The organism is Streptomyces sp. NPDC001108 (genome assembly GCF_053598535.1).
Genome location: NZ_JBSFKL010000006.1, coordinates 150,435 through 173,459, shown reverse-complemented (window position 1 = coordinate 173,459; position 23,025 = coordinate 150,435). Strand labels below are relative to the sequence as shown.

Sequence of the window (23,025 nt, the reverse complement as noted above, 5' to 3'; positions counted from 1 at the left end):
ATGACCGACCCCGTCCCCACCTCCCGCACCACCCGCCGCACCGTCCTCGCCACGGCGGCGGCCCTCGGCGCGGCCGCCGTGCTCCCGCCGCCCACAGCCTCGGCCACCGGACCCGCCACGGCCACCGGCACCTTCGCCGACGACCCCGCCGCCCTGCGCGTCCGCTGGCACACCCTGCTCACCGGCGGCCCCGGCCTCGACCCGACGGACCCCCGGATCTCGGCGGCCGTCGCCCGGACCGGCAGGGTCGCGACCACGGCGGCCCTGGGCCTCGACCCGACCCGCACCGACGGGCTCTTCCCCGACCTGACCAGCACCACCCTCTCCAACCATGTGACGACCTCGTTCAAGCGGCTCGCCACCGCCGCCACCGCGTGGGCCGTCCCCGGCACCCCGCAGTACGCCGACCCGGCGCTGCGCGATCTGCTGCTCGCCGGGATCGACTGGATGCTGGACCACCGCTACGGGCCCGCCCACGCCCGCTTCGACAACGACTGGGACTGGGAGATCGGCGCCGCGCTCGCCCTCAACGACACGGCCGTGCTCCTGTACGACGTGCTCGGGCCGGAGCGGCTCGGCCGGGTCACCGGGGCCGTACGGCACTACACGCCCGACCCGAACCTCTGGCGGGCCGACCGGCAGATCGCCACCGGGGCCAACCGGGTGTGGGTCTCCACCGTCGTCGCCGTCAACGCCGTGCTCAGCGACGCCGGCGACGACCTGGCCCGGGTCCGGGACGCTCTTTCGGACGTCGAGGGTTCGGGCGCCAACAGCGTCCTGGCCTTCAACGACGCCAACGCGGCGGCGGAGGGCACCGGCGAGGGCTTCTACTCCGACGGATCGTTCCTCCAGCACTACAAGCACCCGTACAACGGCGGGTACGGCAAGGAACTGCTGAACAGCCTCTCCCGGCTGCTGAACCTGCTCGCCGGTACCGCCTGGGCGGTCACCGACCCCGACCTCGACCACATCCGCGGCTGGGTCGACGAGGGCTTCGACCCGCTGCTGGTGCGCGGCGACGTGATGGCCTCGGTGTGCGGGCGGGAGATCGCCCGCCCCAGCAAGCAGGGCCATGTCTCGGCGCAGACCGTCATCGAGGCGGTGGTCCGTCTGATCCCGGGCTTCCCCGGCGAGACCGGCGACCGGTTCACCGCTCTGGTCAAGCAGTGGATCGCCGAGGACACCTACCGGGACTTCCTGGCCGTCACCGACCTCGCCTCGCTGGTCGCCGCGCAACGGGTCCTCGCCTCCCCGGTGCCGGCCCGGGGACCGCTGGTCACCCACAAGCAGCATCCCCGGATGGACAAGGCGGCCCACCGGCGCCCCTCCTTCTCCCTGGGCATCTCCGCTTACTCGTCCCGGATCTACAACTACGAGTCGATCCAGAACGAGAACCTGCACGGCTGGCACCTCTCCGACGGCATGGTCCTCCTCCACACCGACGACCTCGGGCACTACAGCGAGGACTACTGGCCGACCGTCGACCCGGCCCGGCTGCCCGGCACCACCGTCGTCGCCGGACGCCCGGCGGACGCCGCGGGCCAGCGGACCACCAGCACCGCCGACTGGGCGGGCGGCACCGCCCTGCCGGGCACCACGCTCGGCGCGTACGGCATGGAGCTGCGGGCGTACGGGAGTTCGCTGCACGGGCTGAAGAGCTGGTTCTGCCTGGACGACGTGATCGCCTGCGTCGGCTCGGGCATCGGCGCCGACGCGGGCACCGTCGAGACCGTGGTGGAGAACCGCAAGCTCCGCGACCCGGCGGCGGCGCTGCTCGTCGACGGCACGGCGGCCCCGGCGGACACCGGCTGGTCGGAGCGGCTCGACGGGGTGCGGTGGCTGCATCTGGCCGGGACCGGCGGCTACGTCTTCCCCGAGCCCGTGACGCTCCGGGGGCTGCGCGAGGACCGCACGGCGACCTGGCGGGAGATCAACCTCAAGTACGGCACCGACACCCCGGTCACCCGCCCCTACCTGACGCTCTGGCAGGACCACGGCACCGCCCCGGACGGGGCCGGCTACTACTGGCTCCAGGCCCCCGCCGCCTCCCCCGGGCGGACCGCCCTGTGGTCGGCCGCCCCGCCCGTCGAGGCGATCGCCCGCTCCACTGCCGTGCACGCGGTGCGGCGCGGCTCGGACGGGCTGCTCGCCGCGAACTTCTGGACGGCGGGCACCGTGCGGGAGCTGGCCTCGGACGGGCCGGCCTCGGTGCTGGTACGGCCGGACGGCGCGACCGTGAAGGTGGCGCTGTCCGACCCGACGCAGTTGCGGTCCTCGGTCGTCCTGGACCTGGCGCGGCCCGGTCTGGCCGTCGCCTCCGCCGATCCGGGCGTGCGGGTCGCCGCCGTCCCTGGCGGCGTCCGGATCACCGCCGACACCGCCGGGCGCCACGGCGCGACCCTCAACCTCACCCTGAAGAGGAGCTAGACCCTTGCTGTTCGACCTGTCGCTGGACCGGCTGCGCGACTACCGGCCCGAGCCGGAGGAACCGGCCGACTTCGACGCGTTCTGGGAGAAGACCCTCATCGAGACGGCCCGCCACGACCTGGACGCCGCGTTCGTCCCGTACGACACCGGGTTCGCGACCCTCGACGTGTTCGACGTGGCGTTCCGGGGCTGGGGCGGGCAGCCGGTGAAGGCGTGGCTGCTGCTGCCGAAGGAACGCTCCGGTCCGCTGCCCGCCGTGGTGCAGTACATCGGTTACAACGGCGGCCGGGGCATCCCGTACTCCTGGCCGGTGTGGAGCTCGCTGGGCTACGCCCATCTGGTGATGGACAACCGGGGGCAGGGCGGTGGCGGCAAGAACACCGCGGACACCCCCGACCTCGCCCCGGACGGGCACGGCTCCGCCTCCCCCGGCTTCCTCACCCGCGGCATCGAGGACCCGCACCGCCACTACTACCGGCGGCTGATCACCGACGCGGTACGGGCGGTGGACGCCGTACGGGCCCACGGGGCGGTGGACACCGCACGGGTGGCGGTGCTCGGCGGCAGCCAGGGCGGCGGGCTCGCGCTGGCCGTGGCCGGTCTGCGCGACGACGTCGCGGCCGCCGTCGCCGACGTGCCGTTCCTCTGCCACTACCGGCGCGCCTCGCAGATCACGGACGCCGGGCCGTACGCGGAGATCGCCCGCTGGCTCTCCGGGCACCGCTTCCGGGTCGACGAGGCCATGACGACCCTGTCCTACTTCGACGGGGTCAACTTCGCGGCGCGGGCAACCGCCCCGGCCTGGTTCTCGGTCGGTCTGATGGACCGGATCTGCCCCTCGTCCACGGTGTTCGCCGCGTACCACCGCTACGCCGGTCCGGCCCGGATCGAGGTGTTCCCGTACAACGGGCACGAGGGCGGCGCGGAGTACGACCTGCCGCGCAAGCTGGCCGCGCTGCGCGGCGTGTTCGGCCGCTAGGCCCTGCCTTCAAAGCCTAGGTGCAGTAAGGGTCACCGGCCCAGCGCCGCCATCGCGGCGTTGTGGCCGGGCACCCCGCTGACCCCGCCGCCGCGCACAGCACCGGCCCCGCAGAGCAGCACGTTGGCGTGCGGTGTCTCCACCCCCCACCGGCCGGTCGATCCGGTGGCGTACGGGAACGCGAGGTCCCGGTGGAAGATGTGGCCGCCGGGCAGCCGCAGTTCCCGTTCGAGGTCGAGCGGGGTCTTCGCCTCGATGCACGGCTCTCCGTTCGCGTCGCGGGCCAGGCAGTCGGTGACCGGCTCGTCCAGGTGCGCGTCGAGCTGGGCGAGCGTGGCCGCCAGCAGTTCGGCGCGGGTCGCGGCGTTGTCGGCGGCGAAGAGCCGGGCGGGGGTGTGCAGACCGAACAGGGTGAGGGTCTGGTAGCCGCGGGCCGCCAGGTCGGGGCCGAGGATCGACGGGTCGGTCAGCGAGTGGCAGTAGATCTCGGACGGCGGGGCGGCGGGCAGCCGTCCTGCGGCGGCGTCCCGGTAGGCGTCGGCGAGCTGTCCGTAGCCCTCGGCGATGTGGAACGTTCCGGCGAACGCCTCGCGCGGGTCCACGGAACGGTCCTTCAGCCGGGGCAACCGGGTGAGCAGCATGTTCACCTTGAGCTGGGCGCCTTCGGCGGGGGCGGGCGGCTCCTCGCCCAGGAGCCCGGCGAGCGCCTGCGGCGAGGCGTTGACGAGCACGGTGCGGGCCGCGACGACCTGCTCGCCCCCGGCCGAGCGGACGGTGATCTCGGCCCGCCGCCCGTCGGTCTCGATCCGGACCGCCTCGTGGCGGACGCGGATCTCCGCCCCGGCCTCGCGGGCGGCGCGGGCGAGGGCGTCGGTGAGCGCGCCCATGCCGCCGACGGGGACGTCCCAGTCGCCGGTGGAGCCGCCGATCACGTGGTAGAGGAAGCAGCGGTTCTGGATCAGCGAAGGATCGTGGGCGTCGGCGAAGGTGCCGATCAGTGCGTCGGTGAGGACGACGCCGCGGACCAGGTCGTCGGTGAAGTTCCGCTCGACCGCGACGCCGAGGGGCTCCTCGAAGAGGGTCCGCCAGGCTTCCGGGTCACCGATCCGGTCGCGCAGGGCGGCCCGGTCCGGCAGGGGTTCGGTGAGGGTCGGGAAGACCCCTTCGGCGACCTGCCGCGTCATGCCGTAGAAGCGCTGCCACGCCGTGTACTCCCGGTCGGAGCCGGTGAGCGCGGCGAAGGACTCCCGGGTGCGGCCGGCGCCGACGAGCAGACCGGTGGCCCGGCCGCCGCGCACGGTGGGGGTATAGGAGGAGACGGTCCGCTTCCGCACCGCGAAGTCCAGCCCGAGATCGCGGACGATCTTCGACGGGAGCAGCGAGACCAGGTACGAGTAGCGCGAGAGGCGGGCGTCCGTACCGGCGAAGGGGCGGGTCGAGACGGCCGCCCCGCCGGTGGTGGCGAGGCGTTCCAGGACCAGGACCGACTGTCCGGCACGGGCGAGGTAGGCGGCGGCGACCAGTCCGTTGTGGCCGCCGCCCACGATCACTGCGTCATAGCTGTCGGGTGCGGGCATGGCCCTTGGTAGCACGGCGCGTTCGCCCCCGGCCAGGGGCGGGGCAGATCATCCGGGGGACAGTTACCGGTCGCGGCGGGCGGCCGCGACCTGGCGGTACAGCTCGACGGCCTCCGGGCCGCGGCCGAGCTGCTCCAGGCAGTGCGCCTCGTCGTTGCGGGCGGCCAGGGCGTCGGGGTGGCCGGCCCCCAGGCTCCGTTCGCGGGCCCCGGCGACCGTCCGGTAGGCGGTGAGCGCCTCGGACCAGCGGCCGAGCCAGCCGAGACCGACGGCGACCTCGCGGTGACTGACCAGGGTGTCGGGATGGTCGGCGCCCAGGACGCGTTCGCGGATCGCGCACACCTCCCGTGCTTCGGCGAGCGCCTCCTCCCAGCGGGCCAGCCGTCCGAGGTTGACGCCGACGCCGTGCCGGGCGCGGAGCGTCTCGGGGTCCTCGGGCCCGGCGACCCTGGTCCGGTCCGCCACCAGGGAGCGGTACAGCTCCAGCGCCTCCTCGCTGCGGCCCAGCCGGCCGAGGCCGATCCCGACCTCGTAGCGGGCGGCGAGGGTGTCGGGGTGGTCGGCGCCGAGCGATCTGGCCCGGGCCCGGGCGACCTCCCGGTACGCCTGGAGCGCCTCCGGCCAGCGCCCCAGCCTGCCCAGGGTGTACGCCACTTCGTAGAGCGTCACCAGCGTGTCGGGGTGGTCGGCGCCGAGGAGCCGGGTACGGGCCGCCACCACCTCCCTGGCCATCCGGTACGAGTCCTCCAGGCGGCCCAGCCGGCCCATGTTGAAGGCGAGGTTGTGGCGGCAGCGCAGGGTGTCGGGGTGGTCGGGGCCCATCGTCCGCTCCCGGGACGCGAGCACCTCCGCGTACACCTGATGGGCCTCGAAGTGCCGGCCGAGGCGGCCCAGCACGTACGCGCTCTCCTGCCGGGCGGCGAGGGTGTCGGGGTGGTCGGGGCCGAGCACGCGCTCGCGGGCCCCGGCCACGCGGTCGAACTCGCGCAGGGCGTCCGCGGCGCGCCCGGTGCGGCTGAGGGAGAAGCCGATCTCGTACCGGCTGGCGAGGGTGTCGGGGTGGTCGGGGCCCAGGGCGTGCTCGCGCTCGGCGGCGACCGCCCGGTGCACCTCGCCCGCCTCCTCCCAGTGGCCGAGGCGGCCCAGGTTGAGCCCCGCACTGTGCCGGCTGGCGAGGACGGAGAGCAGCTCCGGCGAGGGCGTCGGGCGCCCGGCGCGGACCGGCGGGAGGCCGTCGGCCGGGGTGCGCGGGCCCGCGCCGGTGGTCCATTGGCCGGTCAGCCCGGTGAAATGGCCGGTCACGGCTGCGGGGCGGAGGCCGACGGCCGGGCGCCCGCCGGTCATGGAACCGGCCCAGCCGGGCAGTTGCCGCGCGGGAGGCATGACGAGGGCCGGCGGCGCGAGCGGCACCTGACCGGTGGGCGGCAGATACGGCTGCCCACCGGTACGGCCGACGGCGATCCGGTGACGCAGGTCGCCCGCGTCGACGGGCCGCTCGTCGGGGGTCTTGGCCAGGAGCTCCAGCACCACCCGGTCGAAGAAGCCGGGCAGTTCGGCCCGGTGGGTGCGGAGCGGGCGGGGCTGGGTGTCGCGGTGTCCGACCAGGACGGCCCAGGAGTCGTCGAGATCGAACGGGGGTGCGCCGGTGGCGATCTCGTAGAGGACACAGCCCAGTGAGTACAGGTCGCTGCGGTGGTCGACCTGACCGCCGCTGATCTGCTCGGGCGACATGTAGTGCGGGGTGCCCATGGCGATGCCGGTGCCGGTGAGGCGGGAGGTGAAGCCGATGTCATGGCCGAGCCGGGCGATGCCGAAGTCGCAGATCTTCACCGTGCCGTCGGTCAACCGCATGATGTTGGCGGGCTTGAGGTCGCGGTGGACGATGCCCTGCTGATGGGTGTAACCGAGGGCGTCGGCGACCTGCTCGGCGATGTCGACGACGTCGTCGACCGGCAGGGGGCTCTGCTTGTTCTCGTCCAGGAGCTGGCTGAGGTTGCGGCCGTCCAGCAACTCCATCACCAGATAGAGGACGCCCTCGTGCTCACCGAAGTCGTGCACGACGGTGACGCCGCGGTGCTGGAGCGAGGCCGCGACCCGGGCCTCGCGGCGGAAGCGCTCGCGCAGGACCCGGGTGAACGCCTGATCGTGCTGGGGCCCCATCGGCTTGAGGCATTTGACGGCAACATGACGACCCAGCGACTCGTCCTGAGCACGCCACACCTCGCCCATGCCGCCGCGCCCGATCCGTTCGAGCAGCCGGTACCGGCTCTGGATCAGCCTGGTGTCCGCCATCGCCTGCTGTCGCCCCCGTCGCTACGCCCGTACCCACGCCCTCCCCGGCCCGTCCAGTATGGCGGGGACACCGCATCGCGGCGCAGCGGTGCCGCGCACCGGATTCGTGTCGCTCATGTCGGTACCTCCCGCTCGACGCCGTACGTACGCGCAGGATACGTGCGGGCACCGACAATCCCCGCCGCCGAGGCGCCGGGAGGGACCGCTCCGCCTCTCGTCGGCCTCGAGCCGGCCATGCGGCGACCGGCCCCGGGAGGCGCTCGTACCCCTACGCGTTCGTGGCACGTACCGCGGAGGGCCGGTCGACCGGGTGGCCCGGTCTCCGATTGCCGTCCGCCGGTGGGCGATGGTTCAACGCCTGCCGGTTTTTGTGGGGGCGTCGGGATTCGATGCGGCGGCGTCGTAGGTGGCGCGGGCCGCGGTGATGTCGGCCCGGTGGCGTTCCGCCCAGCCGACGAGCCCGGTCAGGGATGCGTGGAGTTCGTGGGCCATGGGCGTGAGGCTGTATTCCACCTTGGGCGGAACGGTGGGGTGGACGGTGCGGATGAGCAGGCCGTCCCGTTCCAGCTTGCGCAGGTTCAGAGTGAGCATGCGCCGGCTGATACCGGTGATGGTGCGTTCCAGCTCGGTGAACCGGACGGGTCCGTGTGCGGCGGCGACGAGGATCCCGATGCTCCACTTGCCCGCGACGTGGTCGAGGACCTCGGTGAGCGGGCACGCCTCGTTGTTGACCTGCTCGGACACATCGGTGTGACGGTGTGACATGAAAGTGCCTCCTTCCACCGCACGGCATGGTTACAGAAGATGACCGCTGTAACAAGTCGTGCCCCATGGGAGGAGTTCGCATGCGAAGGACCAACTCATCAGCGCCGCGGTCGCGCTGGTCGGCACTGGTCGTGCTCTGCGCCGGACAGTTGATGGTCATTCTCGACGGGACCATCGTGAGCGTGGCGCTGCCGTCCATCCAGCACGGCCTCGGGTTCTCCCCCTCCAGCCTGGCCTGGGTGGTCAACGCCTATCTGGTCCCCTTCGGCGGCCTGCTGCTGCTCGCCGGACGGCTCGGCGACCTCGTCGGGCGCAAGCGCGTCTTCATCGCCGGCCTGGGTGTCTTCACGGCGGCCTCGCTGCTGTGCGGGGTGTCCCAGGACCCGGCGACGCTGCTCGCCTCCCGGTTCGTCCAGGGCATCGGGGGCGCGGTGACCTCCGCCGTCACCCTCGGCATGGTCGTGACCCTGTTCCCGCAGCCGAGGGAGCGGGCCAGGGCCATCGGCGTCTACAGCTTCGTCCAGTCCGCCGGCGGCTCGCTGGGCCTCCTCGTCGGCGGAGCCCTGACGCAGACCATCGGCTGGCACTGGATCTTCTTCGTCAATGTCCCGATCGGAGCCGTGGCCGTGCTGGCGGCCTGGCGCGTGCTCGCTCCCGGGCAGGGCGTCGGCCTCGGCAGGGGAACCGATGTCCTGGGCGCGCTCCTGGTCACCTCCGCGCTGATGCTCGGCGTCTACACCATCGTCGAGACCGCCGACCGCGGCTGGGCGTCCGCGCACACGCTGAGCCGCGGCGCCGTGGCGCTCGCGCTGCTCCTGGCGTTCGTCGTCCGCCAGGCGAGGGCTTCCCATCCGCTGTTGCCGCTGCGGGTGTTCCGCTCACGCGACGTCGCGGGCGCGATGGGTATCCAGGCCCTCATGGTGGCCGGGATGTTCAGCTTCCAGTTCCTGTGCGTCCTCTACCTGCAGAAGGTGCTCCACTTCGACGAGATGCGCACCGGCCTCGGCATCTTCCCGGTCTCGGTCGCGATCGGCGCGCTGTCCCTCGCCCTCTCGCCCCGGCTGATCGCGCGCTTCGGCCCCCGCGCCGTACTCCTTCCGGGACTCGCGCTGATCGCGGCCGGTCTCGCCGCGCTCGGCCGCGTACCGGTGGGCGGGAGCTATGCCGTGGACGTCCTGCCCGCGCTGCTGCCGCTCGGCGTCGGCTTCGGCCTCGCGATGCCGGCGCTGGCCACACTCGCGATGTCGGCGGCCACGCCCCAGGACTCGGGGATCACCTCCGGCATGTTCAACACCATGCAGCAGATCGGCTCCGCCTTCGGGCTCGCCGTCCTCAGCACCCTCGCCAATGCGCGCACGGATGCCCTGCTGAGCGGCGGGACGAGCCCCGTCCCGGCGCTCACGGACGGCTACCGGCTGGCCTTCCGCGTCGGCGCGTGCCTGGTCGCGGTCTCGCTCCTCCTCGCCGCCGCCCTGCTGCGATCCCCCGTTCCCGCGCGCCGTCCGAGGACGGTCGGGGAGGTCCCGGCGGCCGAGAACGCCGCCCGCTGAGCGGGGAAGGCGACGCCACCCGTTGTGTACTGGCCCACGAAGGTGCCCTCCTCCCGGGAAGCCGGGCCGCCGACGCCCGGCCACGGCCGCAGGGCCGACCGGCCCTGCTCGGCGTGCTCGATCAACCGCCCTCGGCCGCCGTCGCGGGCCTGAGCGCTGCCACGGCGTCGAGCATCAGCTCCAGGGCGAAGGGGTAGCCGCTGACCCGCATGTCGGCGGCGAGCAGCGGGAAGGTCGCGGCGATGTGCGGGTGGGTGTCGGCGGACAGCCTCCCGTACGCCTCCTGCCAGACCTCGGCGTCGGCCGCCCGGGCGGCGGGCGGCAGGGCGAGGGCTGCGGCGTCCTGGGCCGCGAAGGCCAGGGCCTGGTCGACGAAGGCGTGGTAGATACGGACCGCGAGCCCGTCCGGGAAGCCCGCCTCCCGCAGGACGCCGAGGATCGTCTCGACCGCGCGCATCTCGTGCGGACGGCCGGTCGTGCGGTGCGCCGCGAGGACCGCGGCCTGGGGGTTGGCCCGGTACGACTCGTGGATGCGCAGACCGATGGCGCGCAGGTCGGTCCGCCAGCAGCCGGTCAGGGCCAGGCCCTGCTGGGCGCGGCCGATCAGCTCGTCGGCGACGGCGAGCAGAAGGTCGTCGGTGTTGCGGAAGTAGCGGTACAGGGCGCTGGGGTCGGCGCCGAGGGCGGCGCCGAGCCTGCGTACGGAGAGCGCCTCGGCGCCGCGCTGCCCGATCAGGTGGAGCGCGGTCCGGACGATCAGCTCCTCGGAGAGCAGCGCCCCCTGCTTGGTGGGCCTGCGGCGTTGCCGCCGGCCTTCGGGAACCACCCGGTCTGCCATGGGCAGACCCTACGTCAACACTATTGACGTGTGAACCGTCCCTCCTATTCGATGGCGCCGACCGCTTTTCCCGACGCGTGCCGCCATGTGCCGAGCGCCGTCCCGTCCGTTCTGGAGCAGCCCATGACCGCAGCCGACCTGGTCTTCACCCGCGGCCCCGTCTTCACCGCGGACCCGGCCCGCAGCCGGGCCTCCTCGCTCGCCGTCACCGGCGACCGGATCACCGCCGTCGGCCACGACGAGGTGCGCGATCTCATCGGTCCCGGCACCGAGGTCGTGGACCTGACCGGCAAGCTTCTGCTCCCGGGGTTCCAGGACGCCCATGTCCACGCCGTGAGCGGCGGCGTGGAGATGGCCGAGTGCGATCTGACCGGGACGGTCGGGGCGGCCGAGTACCTGGAGCGGGTCGGGGCGTACGCGAAGGCCCACCCCGGACGCGAGTGGATCACCGGGGGCGGCTGGTCCCTGGAGAGCTTCGAGGGCGGGATGCCCACCCGGCAGCTGCTGGACGGGGTCGTCCCGGACCGCCCGGTGCTGTTGTCCAACCGGGACCACCACGGTGCCTGGGCCAACAGCCGTGCGCTCGAACTCGCCGGGGTCACCGCGGACACCCCCGATCCGGCGGACGGGCGTATCGAGCGGGAGCCGGACGGCACGCCCAACGGGATGCTCCAGGAAGGCGCGGTCGCCCTGGTGGCCCGGCTGGTGCCGCCGGGCACCGCGCGGGAGCGGCTGGAGGGGCTGCTGCGCGCGCAGCGGCTGCTGCACTCCCTCGGCATCACGGGCTGGCAGGACGCGCTGCTCGGAGTGCTCGGCGACAAGCCCGACCCCTCGGACACGTATCTGAGGGCGGCCCGCGAGGGGTCGCTCACCGCCCGGGTGAACGGTGCGCTGTGGTGGGACCGGGAGCGGGGCGCGGAGCAGATCGAAGAGCTGGTCGCCCGGCGCGAACGGCTGTGCCACGGGCGGTTCCGGGCGGGCTCGGTGAAGATCATGCAGGACGGGATCGCGGAGAACTTCACCGCCGCGATGACCGCCCCGTACCTCGACGGCTGCGGCTGTGCGACCGCCAACAGCGGCCTCAGCTTCGTGGAGCCCGGCGCGTTGCGGGGGTACGTCACGGAGCTGGACGCGCTCGACTTCCAGGTGCACTTCCACGCGCTGGGCGACCGCGCGGTGCGGGAGGCGCTCGACGCCGTGGAGGCGGCGCTCGACGCCAACGGCCGTCGTGGCAACCGCCACCACCTGGCCCATCTCCAGGTGGTCCACCCCGAGGACCTGCCCCGCTTCGCCCGGCTCGGCGCGATCGCCAACATCCAGCCGCTGTGGGCCGCCCACGAGGCGCAGATGGACGAGCTGACCATCCCGTTCCTCGGGCCCGAGCGCGCCGCCTGGCAGTACCCGTTCGGCGATCTGGTGCGGGCCGGGGCGACCCTGGCCGCGGGCAGCGACTGGCCGGTGAGCAGCCCGGCACCGCTCGAAGGCATCCATGTGGCGGTGAACCGGAAGGAGCCCGGCACCGCCGACGAGCGGGTCTTCCTGCCCGAGCAGCGGCTCGACCTCCAGACCGCGGTCGCCGCCTACACCGCGGGCAGCGCCCACGTGAACGGCCTGGACGACGCGGGCAGCCTGCGCGCCGGGCACCTCGCCGATCTGGTGGTCATCGACCGGGACATCTTCACCGGGCCCGCCGAGGAGATCGCGCAGGCGCGGGTGGAGCGCACGTACGTGGGCGGCCAGCTCGTCCACGCGGTGTGAGCCGGCCGCACGCGTAAGCGTTCAGCCGGGCGGCGGCAGCCGCGAGGACTCCCGCGCTTCCGGGCGGGTCGGCACCAACCGTATGGCAGGTGCCGATTCCCTCAAATCCCTTATGGGGGAAAGGAGTTCGGTACCGGCCCGGGCGACGCCCCTGGTCCGCAGGCCGAGCATGATCATCACAGGCCCGGTGTGCTCCGTGGTGGAGTCCTCGCTCACGCAGACCAGGAGGAGGTCGTCGGGGACCCGGCGGTCGCGTTGGCGGGGCCGCCTCCAGGAGGAGGGGCGGGCGTGCCTCGGCGACCACGACAGGGCGCCGGGGCCCCCGTCCGTCGCCCCCGTGTGTCGTCGAGGGCCGCTTCGACGGCCGCGGCCCCGGGCCCGTTGCCCGGGTTGCCCGGCTCAAGGCCGGGGCGATCCGGCGGGCAGCAGCACCACCGCGCAGCCGCGTTCGAGCGCGGTCGCAGCCGTGCCCGCCACCCCTGCCGCGACCAGCGTGCCGTGCGAGCGTAGTCACGGGGCTTCCGGACCAAGCTCCCACGAGGTCACAAACGCCCGTCCAGCCGCGTGCGTGGTGACGTCCGACGAGCCGACGGATCCCCAGCAGGGCAGTCGAGACGTCAGTCCGTCGGGTCGCCGGACCCACCCGCAGCGTCACGACGTCACCCCCTCACCGTCAGTCGGGCAGACCGCGCAGGAAGTCGCGGATCAGCGCCCCGCTCCGCGCCCGCCCGGTCAGGAACGGGAAGTGGCCCGCGTCGAGCAGATGGATCCGGGCATCGGGCAGGTCGCGGGCGAACGCGCGGGCACCGTCCGGGCCGAAGATCTCGTCGCCCCGGCCCCAGACCGCCAGCAGCGGCGGCCGGTGCGTCCGCAGGTAGTGCTGCCATGCGGCGTAGCGCGGCGGGTTGGTGCCGTAGTCCAGGAACAGGTCGAGCTGGATCTCCTGGTTGCCGGGCCGGTCCAGCAGCGCTTGGTCGTGCAGCGCCTGCGACGGGTCCACCAGCGCGGGGTCCGGGACGCCGTGGGTGTACTGCCAGCGGGTGGCCTCGGCGGTGAGCATGCCGCGCAGCGCCTCACGGTTCCCGGTGGACCGGTCGGCCCAGTAGTCGCGGAGCGGCTTCCAGAACGGCGTGAGGCCGTCCTCGTAGGCGTTGCCGTTCTGGGTGACGATGCCGGTGATCCGCTCGGGGTGGCGCAGCGCCAGGCGGAATCCGACGGGTGCCCCGTAGTCGTGGACGTGGAGCGCGTACCGGGTGACACCCAGCTGCTCCAGCAGGGCGTCCACCGTGTCCGCCAGATGGTCGAAGGTGTAGTCCCACGCGTCGGCGGGCGGTGCGGAGCTGAGGCCGAAGCCGGGGTAGTCCGGAGCGATCAGATGGAACTCGTCGGCCAGGTCGGTCAGCAGGTCACGGTAGACCGCCGAGGAGGTCGGGAAGCCGTGCAGCAGGACGAGTGTGGGCGCGTCCGGATCGCCCGCCTCGCGGTAGAAGATGTCGAGTCCGTCGATCCGGACGGTGTGGTGGCGCACTGCGTTCACGATGACTCCAACCATCTAAATTCGTTTAGCCAGTTGACTGCAGTGCAAGCGTAGGATGGTCACGACTAACCAGTCAAGCTATCTTTACCGGTTGGGTAGACTGGGTGCATGACACGCCCCCTCATCGGCGAGCCCCTGGCCCTGGATCTGGTCAACTCCGTCTGGGTGGATCAGGGCCACACCTTCGACCAGTTCGACGAGCCCGACGGCCTGGAGAGCTGGCTCGACGACCACGACATGGCGGTCATCGACGCCGACACCGCCGCCGTCCGCGAGGCGTTGTTGCGGGCCCGGTCCGCGCTGCGCGCCGCACTGGAGGACGGGGACGACGCCCCGCTCAACGATGTCCTGGCCCACGGCTTCCACCGGCCCGGGCTGCACGACGGAGCACCTCGGGTCGCCACCGTCACGGACGACCCGGCATGGCTGCCCGCCTGGACCGCCGCCGCCGACCTGGTCCGCCTGCTCACCGAACGGGCCGAGCGCGTCCGCCACTGCGCGAACCCCGCGTGCGTCCTGTGGTTCTACGACGTCAGCAAGAACGGCTCCCGACGCTGGTGCTCGATGGAGGTCTGCGGCAACCGCGCCAAGTCCGCGCGGTTCCAGAGGTCGCACCCGCGACGGTAGGCCCCTCCACGGCGACGGGCCGCCCCGCTCGATCCAGAGGCTCCGGCGGGTGCGGCCGCACTGCGCGGCGGCGGCCGCACCCGACGAGGCGCGGGCGCGCACCGCACCCGGTCCCGCAGGAAGATCCCCCGGACCTACGCGGTGGGGCTCAGATGCGTACGGGCCCAGGTCTCGAAGGTGGTGAGAGGGATGCCGAGTTCGCGTGCGTACCGGGGGCGACCGGGCTGACCGGCCACGTTGAGGAAGTCGTGACTGGCGCCCGACCCCGGCATTCCGGCGGCGCGGGCCTGTGCCTCGGTCATGTCGGGCGCGGCCAGGCGCGTACCCAGGGTCCGGGAGAGGACCTCGGCGATCTGCTTCATCGACAGATAGTCGCTCGCCAGTTCCAGTTCGACCCCGTTGAACGTGTCCCGGTCGGCGACGGCCGCCGCCGCAGCGGCCCCGATGTCGTCGACGGCGACCAGGGAGAGGCGGGTCTCGGGCTTCAGGACGCTGACCAGGCCGCCGCCGACGCCGCGAGGGAAGAGAAAGGCGCTGGAGGGGAGGAAGTTCTCCATGAAGAAGCCGGGCTTGAGGAGGGTCCAGTACGGGAAACCCGCCGCGCGGACCCGGTCCTGGATCGCCGCCTTGGCACCCAGAGTGCCCTCCACGGACGCCCAGCGGCCCTCGGCCCAGCCGGGGATCGCGGTGTGCTGCCCGGCCCCTGTCACGGAGGTGTGGACGAACTGCGGCACACCGGCCTCCAGTGCGGCCTCGACGAGGTTGGCCGCCTGGGCCACCTCACCGTCGAAGTCGAAGCCGTCCTGGGTCGGGGCGGGCATCTGCACGGAGAAGACCGCACGGGCGCCCGCGGCGGCGCGGGCCAGGGACGCACGGTCGCCGAGGTCACCGGTGACCAGTTCGGCCCCCAACTCCCGGACGGCCCGCGCCCGCGCCGTGGACGTGTCGCGCACCAGGGCCCGGACCGGAATTCCGGAGCCCAGCAGGGCACGTGCCGTGGCGCCTCCCTGCTTGCCGGTGGCGCCGACGACGAGCACGGGCGCTGCGAACGGGTTCGGCATGAGCACTCCCGGGGCATGAAGTGGCGAGGGTCACCATTTCTTACCCGATACAATACGGTGGCCCCCGCCGTTTAGTGCAAGAGCCTCCGGAGCCCGTGTCATGCCCGCACCACAACGCGCCGATGCCCGGCGCAACTACCTGCGTCTCCTCGCGGTGGCGGAGGAGGAGATCGCCTCTCACGGCGCCGAGGCGTCCTTCGAGCGGATCGCCCGCACGGCGGGCGTCGGTTCGGCCACGGTGCGCCGCCACTTCCCCTCGCGCCGCGCACTGCTGGAAGCGGTCTCGCGGGAACGGGTCGAGGCACTGCGTACGCACGCCCAGGAACTGACGAATCGCCCCAGGTTCGAGCCACGTGCCGCCCTGTTGGAGTGGCTCGGCGAGGTCGTCGCCTACTGCGTACGCGCCCATGGGCTGGCGGTCCTGCTCTCCTACGAGGGCTCCCCGCAGGACAACAGCTGCTCGGCGACGCTCCAGGAAGCGGCCGGCCTCCTGCTGGACCATGCCGTGCGGGACGGCGCCGTGGACCCGGGCGTCACGGCCGCCGATCTGATCACGCTGGCCGCCGGCCTCGCCATGGCCACCGAGCACCACCCCGACCCCACCGCTTCGGCACAACGTCTGCTCCGGCTCACAACCCTGGGGCTGAGCCCGCAGACCCCGGGGCCGAGGGGGACAGGCACGGGCACGGGCGCGGCGGAGTAGCCGCGACGCACCCTGGGTCTTCTTCGTGGGCACCGTGAGCAGGTACGGGAGAGCCGTCACGCCTCGCGATCCGTACCGCCTGTGGGGGCGGGCGGCGCCTCAGGAACCCGGGGGAGCCGTTCGGCCGGACCGGTCCGGCCGAACGGCAGCCGTCACGACACCAGGCCGGCCCCCTCCAGCTCGGTCAGCCGCACGGTGCACAGCCCCCCGCGCTCGGCCTTGACGTCCGTCACCTTGAGCTGTGTCCCCGGCGCGAGGATGTACTCCTCCTCCCCCGTGAACGCGGAGAATCGGCGGATCCCGACCGCCCGCGCAGGCGTCACCTCGAACAGCGTCCGCCGGCCGCGCCCGCCCAGGAACGCGCGGGCCACCCCCAGCTCGGACGTGCACGACGACACGCCCCACCACGTCACCGTCCGCCCCAGTGGGTACTGGGACCGCAGGTCCAGCGCGACCCCACGCCACAACGGCCGCGTCTGCGCGGGCAGCGCCTCCATCGCCGAGAACAGCAACCGCAGGTAGGGCAGGTAGGGCACCACGCGTTCACGGTCCGACGAGCGCAGCACGGCGTTGATCTCGCGGTAGAAGCCCGACTCGCACGTGTACAGGTGGAGGGCCGAGATCTCGTCGGCCGACAGGGTGCCGTCGGACGCCGCCTCGGCCGCCTTCGTCTCCCCGAAGCCGATCGACCGCTCGATGTGCCGATCCAACTGCCCGAGCACCCGCGAGACCGGCTCGACGGCCTTCCGGAAGTCCATCAGCGGCGTGTCGAACACACCGGTGACGGGCGGCAGGACGAGGCCCTCGTCCTTGACGCTGGTGAGCCGCTCCAGATAGAGCTGGTGCAACTCCATCGTGGACGCGATGAACGCCCCCATCCGCTGCGCCACACCATCGTTCTGCGGCCCATCGGCCCCGCCCGCCGGCTGGTCCCAGCCCTTCTGCGGCAGCCAGTCCACCGGCTCGGCCCCCACCGCTCCCAGGGCGTCGTTCACTTCGGCGAAGTGGTCGCCCTCGCAGAACCGGTCCCCCTGGGCGGCCGGATTGACATGGTCCAGGTGGCGGACCTCGACGCCCGGATACTTCTTCTCCAGCCGCTGGACGACTCTCTTCAGGCTGCGGGCGTGCGCACCCCACCAGGCGAACACCACACCACGGTCGTCCTCGTCCGCCGCGGCCTCCTTGGCCCGGAGGATCTCCTCGACGATCTGCTCGGCCACGGGGCGCCAGAACGCCGTGTGCCGATCGGTCGCCATCGCCCCGTCCGCGCTCGCCGTGAGCGACGCGTTCAGCAGCAACACGCCCTGGGTCAGCATCGCCTGGAACCACTCGGGCGGCTGAACCGTGTCCTCCTTCTTCAGCAGGGCACGGACATCGGCGATCGGGGTCTTCTTGGCGATGCCGTACTTCCACATCGCGGCCGCCTTGATGAGGCAGCGGATGCTCACGACCCTGCCGAACTGGCTGTCCTTCCAGTTGTTGAAGGTGTTGTCGAACATCGCGATGCCGGTCGCGCTCTCCGGCCTCGGGTAGGGGTTCTGTCCGAAGACGACCACCTTCCACTTCTCCGGCGGATGCGGCTTCAACGCCTGGAACGTCAGCTCGCGCACCGGAACGACCTCCGGGCTGCGCTTCGGGCCGATGAGGTCGGCGGCCCCCGGCTGCGCCTCGATCACCGGTGCGAGCAGCGGCAGCCAGGGCTCGCCGCCGCCGGTGAACAGCTCGGCCAGCCCCAGCGGGTCCCCGGCCGGAGCCCCGGCGCCGCCCGCGGCCGTCGTGTCGACATCATTCACGAGGGTGGAACTCCCAGTACTCGATTCGGGCGCTTTCGCCGGCGCTCCGGCGTGCTGAACGGATACGGCGGGACCGTCGCCGGTGACCGCCCCCTGGACGGCACCGTTCGTCGCGGTCTTCGGGTCAGTGACGAAAGGAGGGCCGCTGTGGCACGTTGATCCGGACCCGCCGCGCGGACCCCGCTCCCTCGATGTCGTCGAGCTGGCCCAGCACGGCTGCCCGCAGCTCGTCGTAGTCCGCGAAACCGTGGTCGTGGAAGAGGGTGTAACCCGTCCACATCAGGTTGGCGCACACCTTCGCGGGCACCTGCCCGGTCTGCGCGCCCATCCCGACGAGTGCCACCGACCGTATGCTGCCCGGCTTCGCCCGGTTCTGCAGATGCACCGCCTGGAAGGCCGCCGCGCAGGCCAGCGCCACGTTCATCGTGGCGCTGATGTTCTGCGACGACTGACGCATGGTCGGCGTCGAGATCAGATAGCGGGGTATGTCCGCCCCGGACGGGACGCACACCGCGCTGCCGACCGGCAGCCGTCCGCCGAACCGGTCACGGATCGCCCGCTGCACCCGCACCTGGATGCCCGCGCCGAGGTACCGCTTGACGACGGCGTCGACCCCACCATCCATGCGGCCGCGCTCGTTGGTCGGCGAGACCCAGGCGTCGGCGTCCACCCCGAGAAGGGAGCCCCGCCTGATCTCGACCTCCGGCGTGTCCGCGAACGCGGACCGCCACGCCGTCACCACCTCGTCGTTGACGTCGACGAGGACGACGCTCAACGCATGCCTGAACCCCACGAATTCACCCTTCTTGCCCCGTGATCCCGAACACCTCCGAAGCTATCGCGCGCCACTGACAACGCCGTTCCACAGGGTTCGCGGACCTGGTCGGAGCCGGAGGAGGCGTCGGACCACGGCTCTCACCGGTTTCTGTCGAGATCGGCGTGGAGCCCTCGCCGTTCCAGCCGCGCCTTGAGGAACTCCATCTCCGCCAAGGTCCCCACCAGGCCGTCGCGGCTCAGCTCTCCGGCCAGCTCGCGAGCGCGCGACAACGAGACCACCGAGACTTCCCGAAGGACCTTCAGAGCAGGAACCAGACTGGGAGCCGGGCCGACCAGCCGGAGCCTGACAGGTCCGTGCGCTGCGAGCAGGGCCTCCCGGACATCATCGGGCGCTCGTCCCCGACCAGCGTGTTCGCACATGTAGGTCCCACAGGACCCGCAGAAGAACTCCGAGTCCCACCACAACGCATCGTGGAGGACGAACTGGTTGACCTCCCGCACCGCCGCGCTGCCGCACTCGCACCACGCCGTGATCTTCGCTGTTCGACCAGTCACCCGGGCTCCCCCGCATTCCACTCCCGCGGCAGATCCTCGCCGCAGAAGACACAGACGAAGTCCTCCTCCCGCACGATGTTGAGCTCGTGGCAGGAGCGGCAACGACGGAAGACCACCTCGTGCGTGAACCCGGGTGGACGACGGAGCCCGATCCGATCCAGGGCCCCGGCCACGGCCGGCCATGAGCCGACGTCCGGGCAGTACCCGGTCGACTGGTTGCTGACCTCCTCGACCGCCCATCGTCCGGACTCCTCACGAAAGCTCATCTCGTCGGCGCTCAGCACCTCTCCGCCGTCGGCGCACACCACGTGCTCCCTGAGGCGCGGAGCGAGTCGCAGCACCCCGCCGCCATCGACGACGAACGTGAAAGGCTCGGCCAACTCGGCCGAGGTCAGCGCGGAGACCCAGGCGCCGAAGTCCACCGCGGAGCGGATGCTCCGACCCCCGTGGGCCGCCTGGACGAGCACCTTCAGCTCCGCCGGCCCCACATACCGATACCTCCGCCCCCGCGTTCCCACGTACACCAATCTAGCGCCGTGACCGGAAACGGGTCCGGGCAACAGGGCCGCCATCCCCAGGACTGGTGCCTCGCGATCACTTCCAGAGGTCCTGGCGGACGCGGTCAGCCAGGAGTACCCGGACGACGGCAACCGGATCGGTGCAGTGACCCTGATGAAGACCGCCGGCCCGGCCCGTGGGCACAAGCCCGACCGGCACCGGCGTCGACGGCGGCCGCTCGTTCCCGTCGTCCGAACCCACGGATGGGGCGCGGTACTTGCTCGACGCACTCGCCCACGGTCGGCGGATCGCGGGGAAGTACCCACATGCGGCATGGGCGCGTCTCGGCCGCGAAGGGCTCAGCGGCGAACGCGGGGCATGCCCAGGCCGATCCAGGAGATGATCTCGCGCTGGATCTCGTTGTTGCCGCCGCCGAAGGTGAAGATGACGGCGGAGCGGTAGCCGCGTTCCAGCTCGCCGTGGAGGACGGTGCCCGCCGAGCCCTCCTTGAGGGGGCCCGCCGCGCCGACGATCTCCATCAGCCAGGCGTAGGCGTCGCGTCGGGCCTCGGAGCCGTAGACCTTGACGGCGGATGCGTCTTGGGGGGTGAGGGTGCCGTTCTGGACGGCGGAGACCATCTGCCAGTTGAGGAGCTTCATGGCGTCGAGCCGGGTGTGGGTGCGGGCCAGCAGGGTGCGGACCCAGCCGAGGTCGATCACCCGGCGGCCGTCGTCGAGCAGGGTGTTGGCCGCCCAGCGCTGGACGTCGCGGAGGGCACGGATCGCCATGGTGCCGTGGGCGGCGAGGGTGACGCGTTCGTGGTTGAGCTGGTTGGTGATCAGCCGCCAGCCCTTGTTCTCCTCGCCGACGCGGTGGGAGGCGGGGACGCGGACGTTCTCGTAGTAGCTGGCGGTGGTGTCGTGGGAGGCGAGGGTGTTGATCACGGTGCAGGAGTAGCCCGGGTCCGAGGTCGGGACGAGCAGCATGGTGATGCCCTTGTGCGGGGCCGCGTCCGGGTCGGTGCGGACGGCGAGCCAGACCCAGTCGGCGGTGTCGCCGTTGGTCGTCCAGATCTTCTGCCCGTCGACCGTGTAGTGGCCGGTGGTCTCGTCGCCCTCGCGTACCGCCCGGGTCTTGAGGGCGGCGAGGTCGGTGCCCGCGTCGGGCTCGCTGTAGCCGATCGCGAAATCGATCTCGCCGCTGAGGATCCTCGGCAGGAAGTACGCCTTCTGCTCGTCGGTGCCGTACCGCATGATCGTCGGGCCGACCGTGTTGAGGGCCATCAGCGGCAGCGGGACATTGGCCTGCGCCGCTTCGTCGAAGAAGATGAACTGCTCCATCGGGGAGAGGCCGCGCCCGCCGTACTCCACCGGCCAGCCGACGCCGAGCCAGCCGTCGGTTCCCAGGCGGCGGATCGTCTCCCGGTAGAAGCGCTTCTGGGCCTCCGGGGCGGCGTAGCGCGCATGGGCGTCGTCGGGGACCAGTGCGGCGAAGTACGCGCGCAGTTCGGTGCGCAGCTGCTGCTGTTCGGGCGTGTATTCGAGGTGCACGGCCCCTCCGGGAGTCTCGCGGTGGCGTCGTCCGTGTGCGGCGGCGCACACAGTAGAACGTGTTGCAAGAATCCGGAAGGGCCGGGACGCGGTCCGGTGGGGTCAGCGCTTGACGGCCCGCAGGACGACGAACTTCGGATCCCCGGCGACGGTCTCGCAGTTGCCGAAGATGCGGCGGAGCCGGGTGTGGTAGCCGAGGTGCCGGTTGGCGACGACCCAGAGTTCGCCGCCGGGCCGCAGTGCGGCGCGGGCACCGCGGAACATGGCGCGGGCCGTGGCGTCGGTGACGGCCTGGTGGGAGTGGAACGGCGGGTTGTTGAGGACCAGGTCCACGCTGTCGGGCGCCACGTCGGCCAGCCCGTCGCCGACCAGGAACTCGGCCCTGGCGTCCGGTCCGGTGTTGGTCCGGAAGGTCTCCTCGGCGGAGGCGACCGCCTGGTACGACTCGTCGATGAAGGTGACCGTCGCCTCGGGGTTGGCGAGGGCGGCGCAGAGTCCGACGACGCCGTTGCCGCAGCCGAGGTCGACGACCCGCTCGGGACCGCTGCGCGCGGGCAGGTGGCCGAGGAAGAAGCGGGTGCCGATGTCGAGGCGCTCGGCGCAGAAGATCCCGGCGTGGTTGACGACGGTGCGGCCGGAGACGGGGCCGATCCCGCCGGGCAGCTCGTAGCGGTGCGGCCACGGACTGGGCGTGCGGGCCGTCCCCGGGGCGGGGGTGCTGAAGACGAGCCGGGCCTTCTTGACGGCCAGGGAGGTGCGGGTGGGGCCGATGATCCGCTCGAAGAGCCGGAGGGTGGAGGTGTGGATCTCCTTGACCATGCCGGTGCCGATGACGACGGTGTCCGCGTGGAGGGACGGCGCCAGCCGGTGCAGTTGGTCCTCCAGGAGCGCGAGGCTCTTCGGGACGCGCACCAGCAGGACGTCGACGCGCTCCGGCGGGGTGTCCCGGGCCGACAGGAGGCGCACGGCGTCCGCCGCCACGCCGTTGCGGTCCAGGTTCGCCCGGGTCGCGCGCTGCGCCAGGTAGGAGTCGGTGATCTGTACGGGGCGGTGCGCGGCCAGCGCCGTGCTCAGGGCGCCCCAGCGGTCGCCCACCACGGTCACCGCGCCCGACAGGTCCACCGGTTCCGTGCCGTCGGCCCCTTCCAGCCGCCGCAGCAGGTACTCGTCGGCGGCATCCCAGGCACGGAACGGGTCGCGCGGGTCCTCGGGGTAGCGGGCGAGGTCGAACCCGGCCCCTGACGTCGTCAAACGGTTCATTGTGCACCCAGGCTAGCCGAGCCGCGGGGAACGCCCACACGCTCCCCGCGGCTCGGGCACGGGGCCGCCGGGCCCCGCCGGCCCCGGCTCAGGGCAGTGTCTTGTCGATCGCCGACCGCCCCTCACGGGCGAGCCTGCGCTCGGCCCACTGGAGATTCTTCGGGGTGAGGTCCCGCCCGGAGGCGAGCACCAGATCCTCCGCCGAGGGATCGTCGCTGCCGCCGGTGTGCAAGAGGCTGTCGGGAGTCACACCCCGGGATACGGATACGGATTCGGGCTCTTCGCTCATGCCGCCTCCTCGTCCTTTCGGCCATTTTCGCTCCGCGTCCGCCCCGCCGCATCCGAGGCCCGCGCCCCACTCCCGACCGCCCGTCCGAGCCCTCACTTGACCTGCACATGATAGGTACGCAGCGTTCACACCATGGTCACGGTGCGTGTGGAAGGCTCCCGCTACCACGTACCACACGACTGCGCCGCA

19 protein-coding genes are annotated in these 23,025 nt (G+C 72.4%); 6 read left to right on the top strand and 13 right to left on the bottom strand.

Going from position 1 to position 23,025, the window contains the following annotated elements:
* Both ACWC97_RS16195 and ACWC97_RS16190 read left to right on the top strand, forming a co-directional pair.
* A complete protein-coding gene (locus tag ACWC97_RS16195; RefSeq protein ID WP_450649846.1) occupies positions 1-2,427 on the top strand; it encodes a polysaccharide lyase 8 family protein in 2,427 nt (808 codons plus the stop codon).
* Positions 2,428-2,431: 4 nt separating this feature from the next.
* Entirely contained in the window at positions 2,432-3,406 is a 975-nt protein-coding gene (locus ACWC97_RS16190) for an acetylxylan esterase (RefSeq protein ID WP_450649844.1), read from the top strand.
* Positions 3,407-3,438: 32 nt separating this feature from the next.
* Here ACWC97_RS16190 and ACWC97_RS16185 read toward each other — a convergent pair whose 3' ends face one another.
* The 3 genes from ACWC97_RS16185 to ACWC97_RS16175 form a co-directional block, all read right to left on the bottom strand.
* Entirely contained in the window at positions 3,439-4,983 is a 1,545-nt protein-coding gene (locus ACWC97_RS16185) for a phytoene desaturase family protein (RefSeq protein ID WP_450649842.1), read from the bottom strand.
* Between the two features lie 63 nt (positions 4,984-5,046).
* Positions 5,047-7,275 (bottom strand): tetratricopeptide repeat protein, encoded by a 2,229-nt coding sequence (locus tag ACWC97_RS16180; protein WP_450649840.1) that lies wholly within the window; start codon positions 7,273-7,275, stop codon positions 5,047-5,049.
* 351 nt (positions 7,276-7,626) lie between these two features.
* Positions 7,627-8,040, bottom strand: a complete 414-nt coding sequence (locus tag ACWC97_RS16175) for a winged helix-turn-helix transcriptional regulator (protein WP_450649838.1) — start codon at positions 8,038-8,040, stop codon at positions 7,627-7,629.
* 80 nt (positions 8,041-8,120) lie between these two features.
* Between ACWC97_RS16175 and ACWC97_RS16170 the strand changes: the two genes are divergently transcribed.
* Positions 8,121-9,590, top strand: coding sequence for an MFS transporter (locus ACWC97_RS16170; RefSeq protein WP_450649836.1), 1,470 nt, complete (start codon positions 8,121-8,123; stop codon positions 9,588-9,590).
* A 121-nt stretch (positions 9,591-9,711) separates the two neighbouring features.
* Here ACWC97_RS16170 and ACWC97_RS16165 read toward each other — a convergent pair whose 3' ends face one another.
* A complete protein-coding gene (locus tag ACWC97_RS16165; protein ID WP_352278845.1) occupies positions 9,712-10,428 on the bottom strand; it encodes a TetR/AcrR family transcriptional regulator in 717 nt (238 codons plus the stop codon).
* A 123-nt stretch (positions 10,429-10,551) separates the two neighbouring features.
* On the opposite strand from ACWC97_RS16165, the gene ACWC97_RS16160 reads away from it, so the two are divergent.
* A complete protein-coding gene (locus ACWC97_RS16160) occupies positions 10,552-12,186 on the top strand; it encodes an amidohydrolase (protein WP_450649834.1) in 1,635 nt (544 codons plus the stop codon).
* A gap of 673 nt (positions 12,187-12,859) precedes the next feature.
* Here ACWC97_RS16160 and ACWC97_RS16155 read toward each other — a convergent pair.
* Entirely contained in the window at positions 12,860-13,738 is an 879-nt protein-coding gene (locus ACWC97_RS16155; RefSeq protein WP_450649832.1) for an alpha/beta fold hydrolase, read from the bottom strand.
* A 93-nt stretch (positions 13,739-13,831) separates the two neighbouring features.
* On the opposite strand from ACWC97_RS16155, the gene ACWC97_RS16150 reads away from it, so the two are divergent.
* Positions 13,832-14,350 (top strand): CGNR zinc finger domain-containing protein, encoded by a 519-nt coding sequence (locus ACWC97_RS16150; protein ID WP_450649830.1) that lies wholly within the window; start codon positions 13,832-13,834, stop codon positions 14,348-14,350.
* A 134-nt stretch (positions 14,351-14,484) separates the two neighbouring features.
* Here ACWC97_RS16150 and ACWC97_RS16145 read toward each other — a convergent pair whose 3' ends face one another.
* Positions 14,485-15,411 carry an NmrA family NAD(P)-binding protein gene (locus ACWC97_RS16145; protein ID WP_450649828.1) on the bottom strand — a complete coding sequence of 309 codons (927 nt, stop codon included), beginning with the start codon at positions 15,409-15,411 and terminating at the stop codon, positions 14,485-14,487.
* A 100-nt stretch (positions 15,412-15,511) separates the two neighbouring features.
* Between ACWC97_RS16145 and ACWC97_RS16140 the strand changes: the two genes are divergently transcribed.
* Positions 15,512-16,114 (top strand): TetR/AcrR family transcriptional regulator, encoded by a 603-nt coding sequence (locus tag ACWC97_RS16140; protein ID WP_450649826.1) that lies wholly within the window; start codon positions 15,512-15,514, stop codon positions 16,112-16,114.
* Positions 16,115-16,266: 152 nt separating this feature from the next.
* Here ACWC97_RS16140 and ACWC97_RS16135 read toward each other — a convergent pair whose 3' ends face one another.
* The 7 genes from ACWC97_RS16135 to ACWC97_RS16105 form a co-directional block, all read right to left on the bottom strand.
* Complete coding sequence (locus tag ACWC97_RS16135; protein WP_450649825.1) at positions 16,267-17,907, bottom strand: ADP-ribosyltransferase domain-containing protein; 1,641 nt, start codon at positions 17,905-17,907, stop codon at positions 16,267-16,269.
* A 124-nt stretch (positions 17,908-18,031) separates the two neighbouring features.
* Positions 18,032-18,700 (bottom strand): macro domain-containing protein, encoded by a 669-nt coding sequence (locus ACWC97_RS16130; protein WP_352278018.1) that lies wholly within the window; start codon positions 18,698-18,700, stop codon positions 18,032-18,034.
* 122 nt (positions 18,701-18,822) lie between these two features.
* Positions 18,823-18,954: a hypothetical protein gene (locus ACWC97_RS16125; protein ID WP_450649823.1), complete on the bottom strand. Its 132-nt coding sequence runs from the start codon at positions 18,952-18,954 to the stop codon at positions 18,823-18,825.
* A gap of 281 nt (positions 18,955-19,235) precedes the next feature.
* The gene (locus ACWC97_RS16120) at positions 19,236-19,757 is read right to left on the bottom strand and encodes a hypothetical protein (protein ID WP_450649822.1); all 522 of its coding nucleotides are present in this window, start codon (positions 19,755-19,757) and stop codon (positions 19,236-19,238) included.
* Positions 19,758-20,096: 339 nt separating this feature from the next.
* On the bottom strand, positions 20,097-21,287 hold the full coding sequence (locus ACWC97_RS16115; RefSeq protein ID WP_352278012.1) for an acyl-CoA dehydrogenase family protein: 1,191 nt from the start codon (positions 21,285-21,287) through the stop codon (positions 20,097-20,099).
* Positions 21,288-21,389: 102 nt separating this feature from the next.
* Positions 21,390-22,547, bottom strand: a complete 1,158-nt coding sequence (locus ACWC97_RS16110) for a methyltransferase (protein ID WP_352278010.1) — start codon at positions 22,545-22,547, stop codon at positions 21,390-21,392.
* Between the two features lie 88 nt (positions 22,548-22,635).
* Positions 22,636-22,836: a hypothetical protein gene (locus ACWC97_RS16105; protein ID WP_352278008.1), complete on the bottom strand. Its 201-nt coding sequence runs from the start codon at positions 22,834-22,836 to the stop codon at positions 22,636-22,638.
* Positions 22,837-23,025: the final 189 nt, after the last annotated feature.

What these genes read in the sequence shown, in the direction of transcription:
- ACWC97_RS16175 (WP_450649838.1), bottom strand. Translation starts at nt 8,040, where the DNA reads ATGTCACACCGTCACACCGATGTGTCCGAGCAGGTCAACAACGAGGCG.
- ACWC97_RS16170 (WP_450649836.1), top strand. Translation starts at nt 8,121, where the DNA reads ATGCGAAGGACCAACTCATCAGCGCCGCGGTCGCGCTGGTCGGCACTG.
- ACWC97_RS16155 (WP_450649832.1), bottom strand. Translation starts at nt 13,738, where the DNA reads ATGGTTGGAGTCATCGTGAACGCAGTGCGCCACCACACCGTCCGGATC.
- ACWC97_RS16185 (WP_450649842.1), bottom strand. Translation starts at nt 4,983, where the DNA reads ATGCCCGCACCCGACAGCTATGACGCAGTGATCGTGGGCGGCGGCCAC.
- ACWC97_RS16150 (WP_450649830.1), top strand. Translation starts at nt 13,832, where the DNA reads ATGACACGCCCCCTCATCGGCGAGCCCCTGGCCCTGGATCTGGTCAAC.
- ACWC97_RS16180 (WP_450649840.1), bottom strand. Translation starts at nt 7,275, where the DNA reads ATGGCGGACACCAGGCTGATCCAGAGCCGGTACCGGCTGCTCGAACGG.
- ACWC97_RS16195 (WP_450649846.1), top strand. Translation starts at nt 1, where the DNA reads ATGACCGACCCCGTCCCCACCTCCCGCACCACCCGCCGCACCGTCCTC.
- ACWC97_RS16110 (WP_352278010.1), bottom strand. Translation starts at nt 22,547, where the DNA reads ATGAACCGTTTGACGACGTCAGGGGCCGGGTTCGACCTCGCCCGCTAC.
- ACWC97_RS16165 (WP_352278845.1), bottom strand. Translation starts at nt 10,428, where the DNA reads ATGGCAGACCGGGTGGTTCCCGAAGGCCGGCGGCAACGCCGCAGGCCC.
- ACWC97_RS16145 (WP_450649828.1), bottom strand. Translation starts at nt 15,411, where the DNA reads ATGCCGAACCCGTTCGCAGCGCCCGTGCTCGTCGTCGGCGCCACCGGC.
- ACWC97_RS16105 (WP_352278008.1), bottom strand. Translation starts at nt 22,836, where the DNA reads ATGAGCGAAGAGCCCGAATCCGTATCCGTATCCCGGGGTGTGACTCCC.
- ACWC97_RS16160 (WP_450649834.1), top strand. Translation starts at nt 10,552, where the DNA reads ATGACCGCAGCCGACCTGGTCTTCACCCGCGGCCCCGTCTTCACCGCG.
- ACWC97_RS16140 (WP_450649826.1), top strand. Translation starts at nt 15,512, where the DNA reads ATGCCCGCACCACAACGCGCCGATGCCCGGCGCAACTACCTGCGTCTC.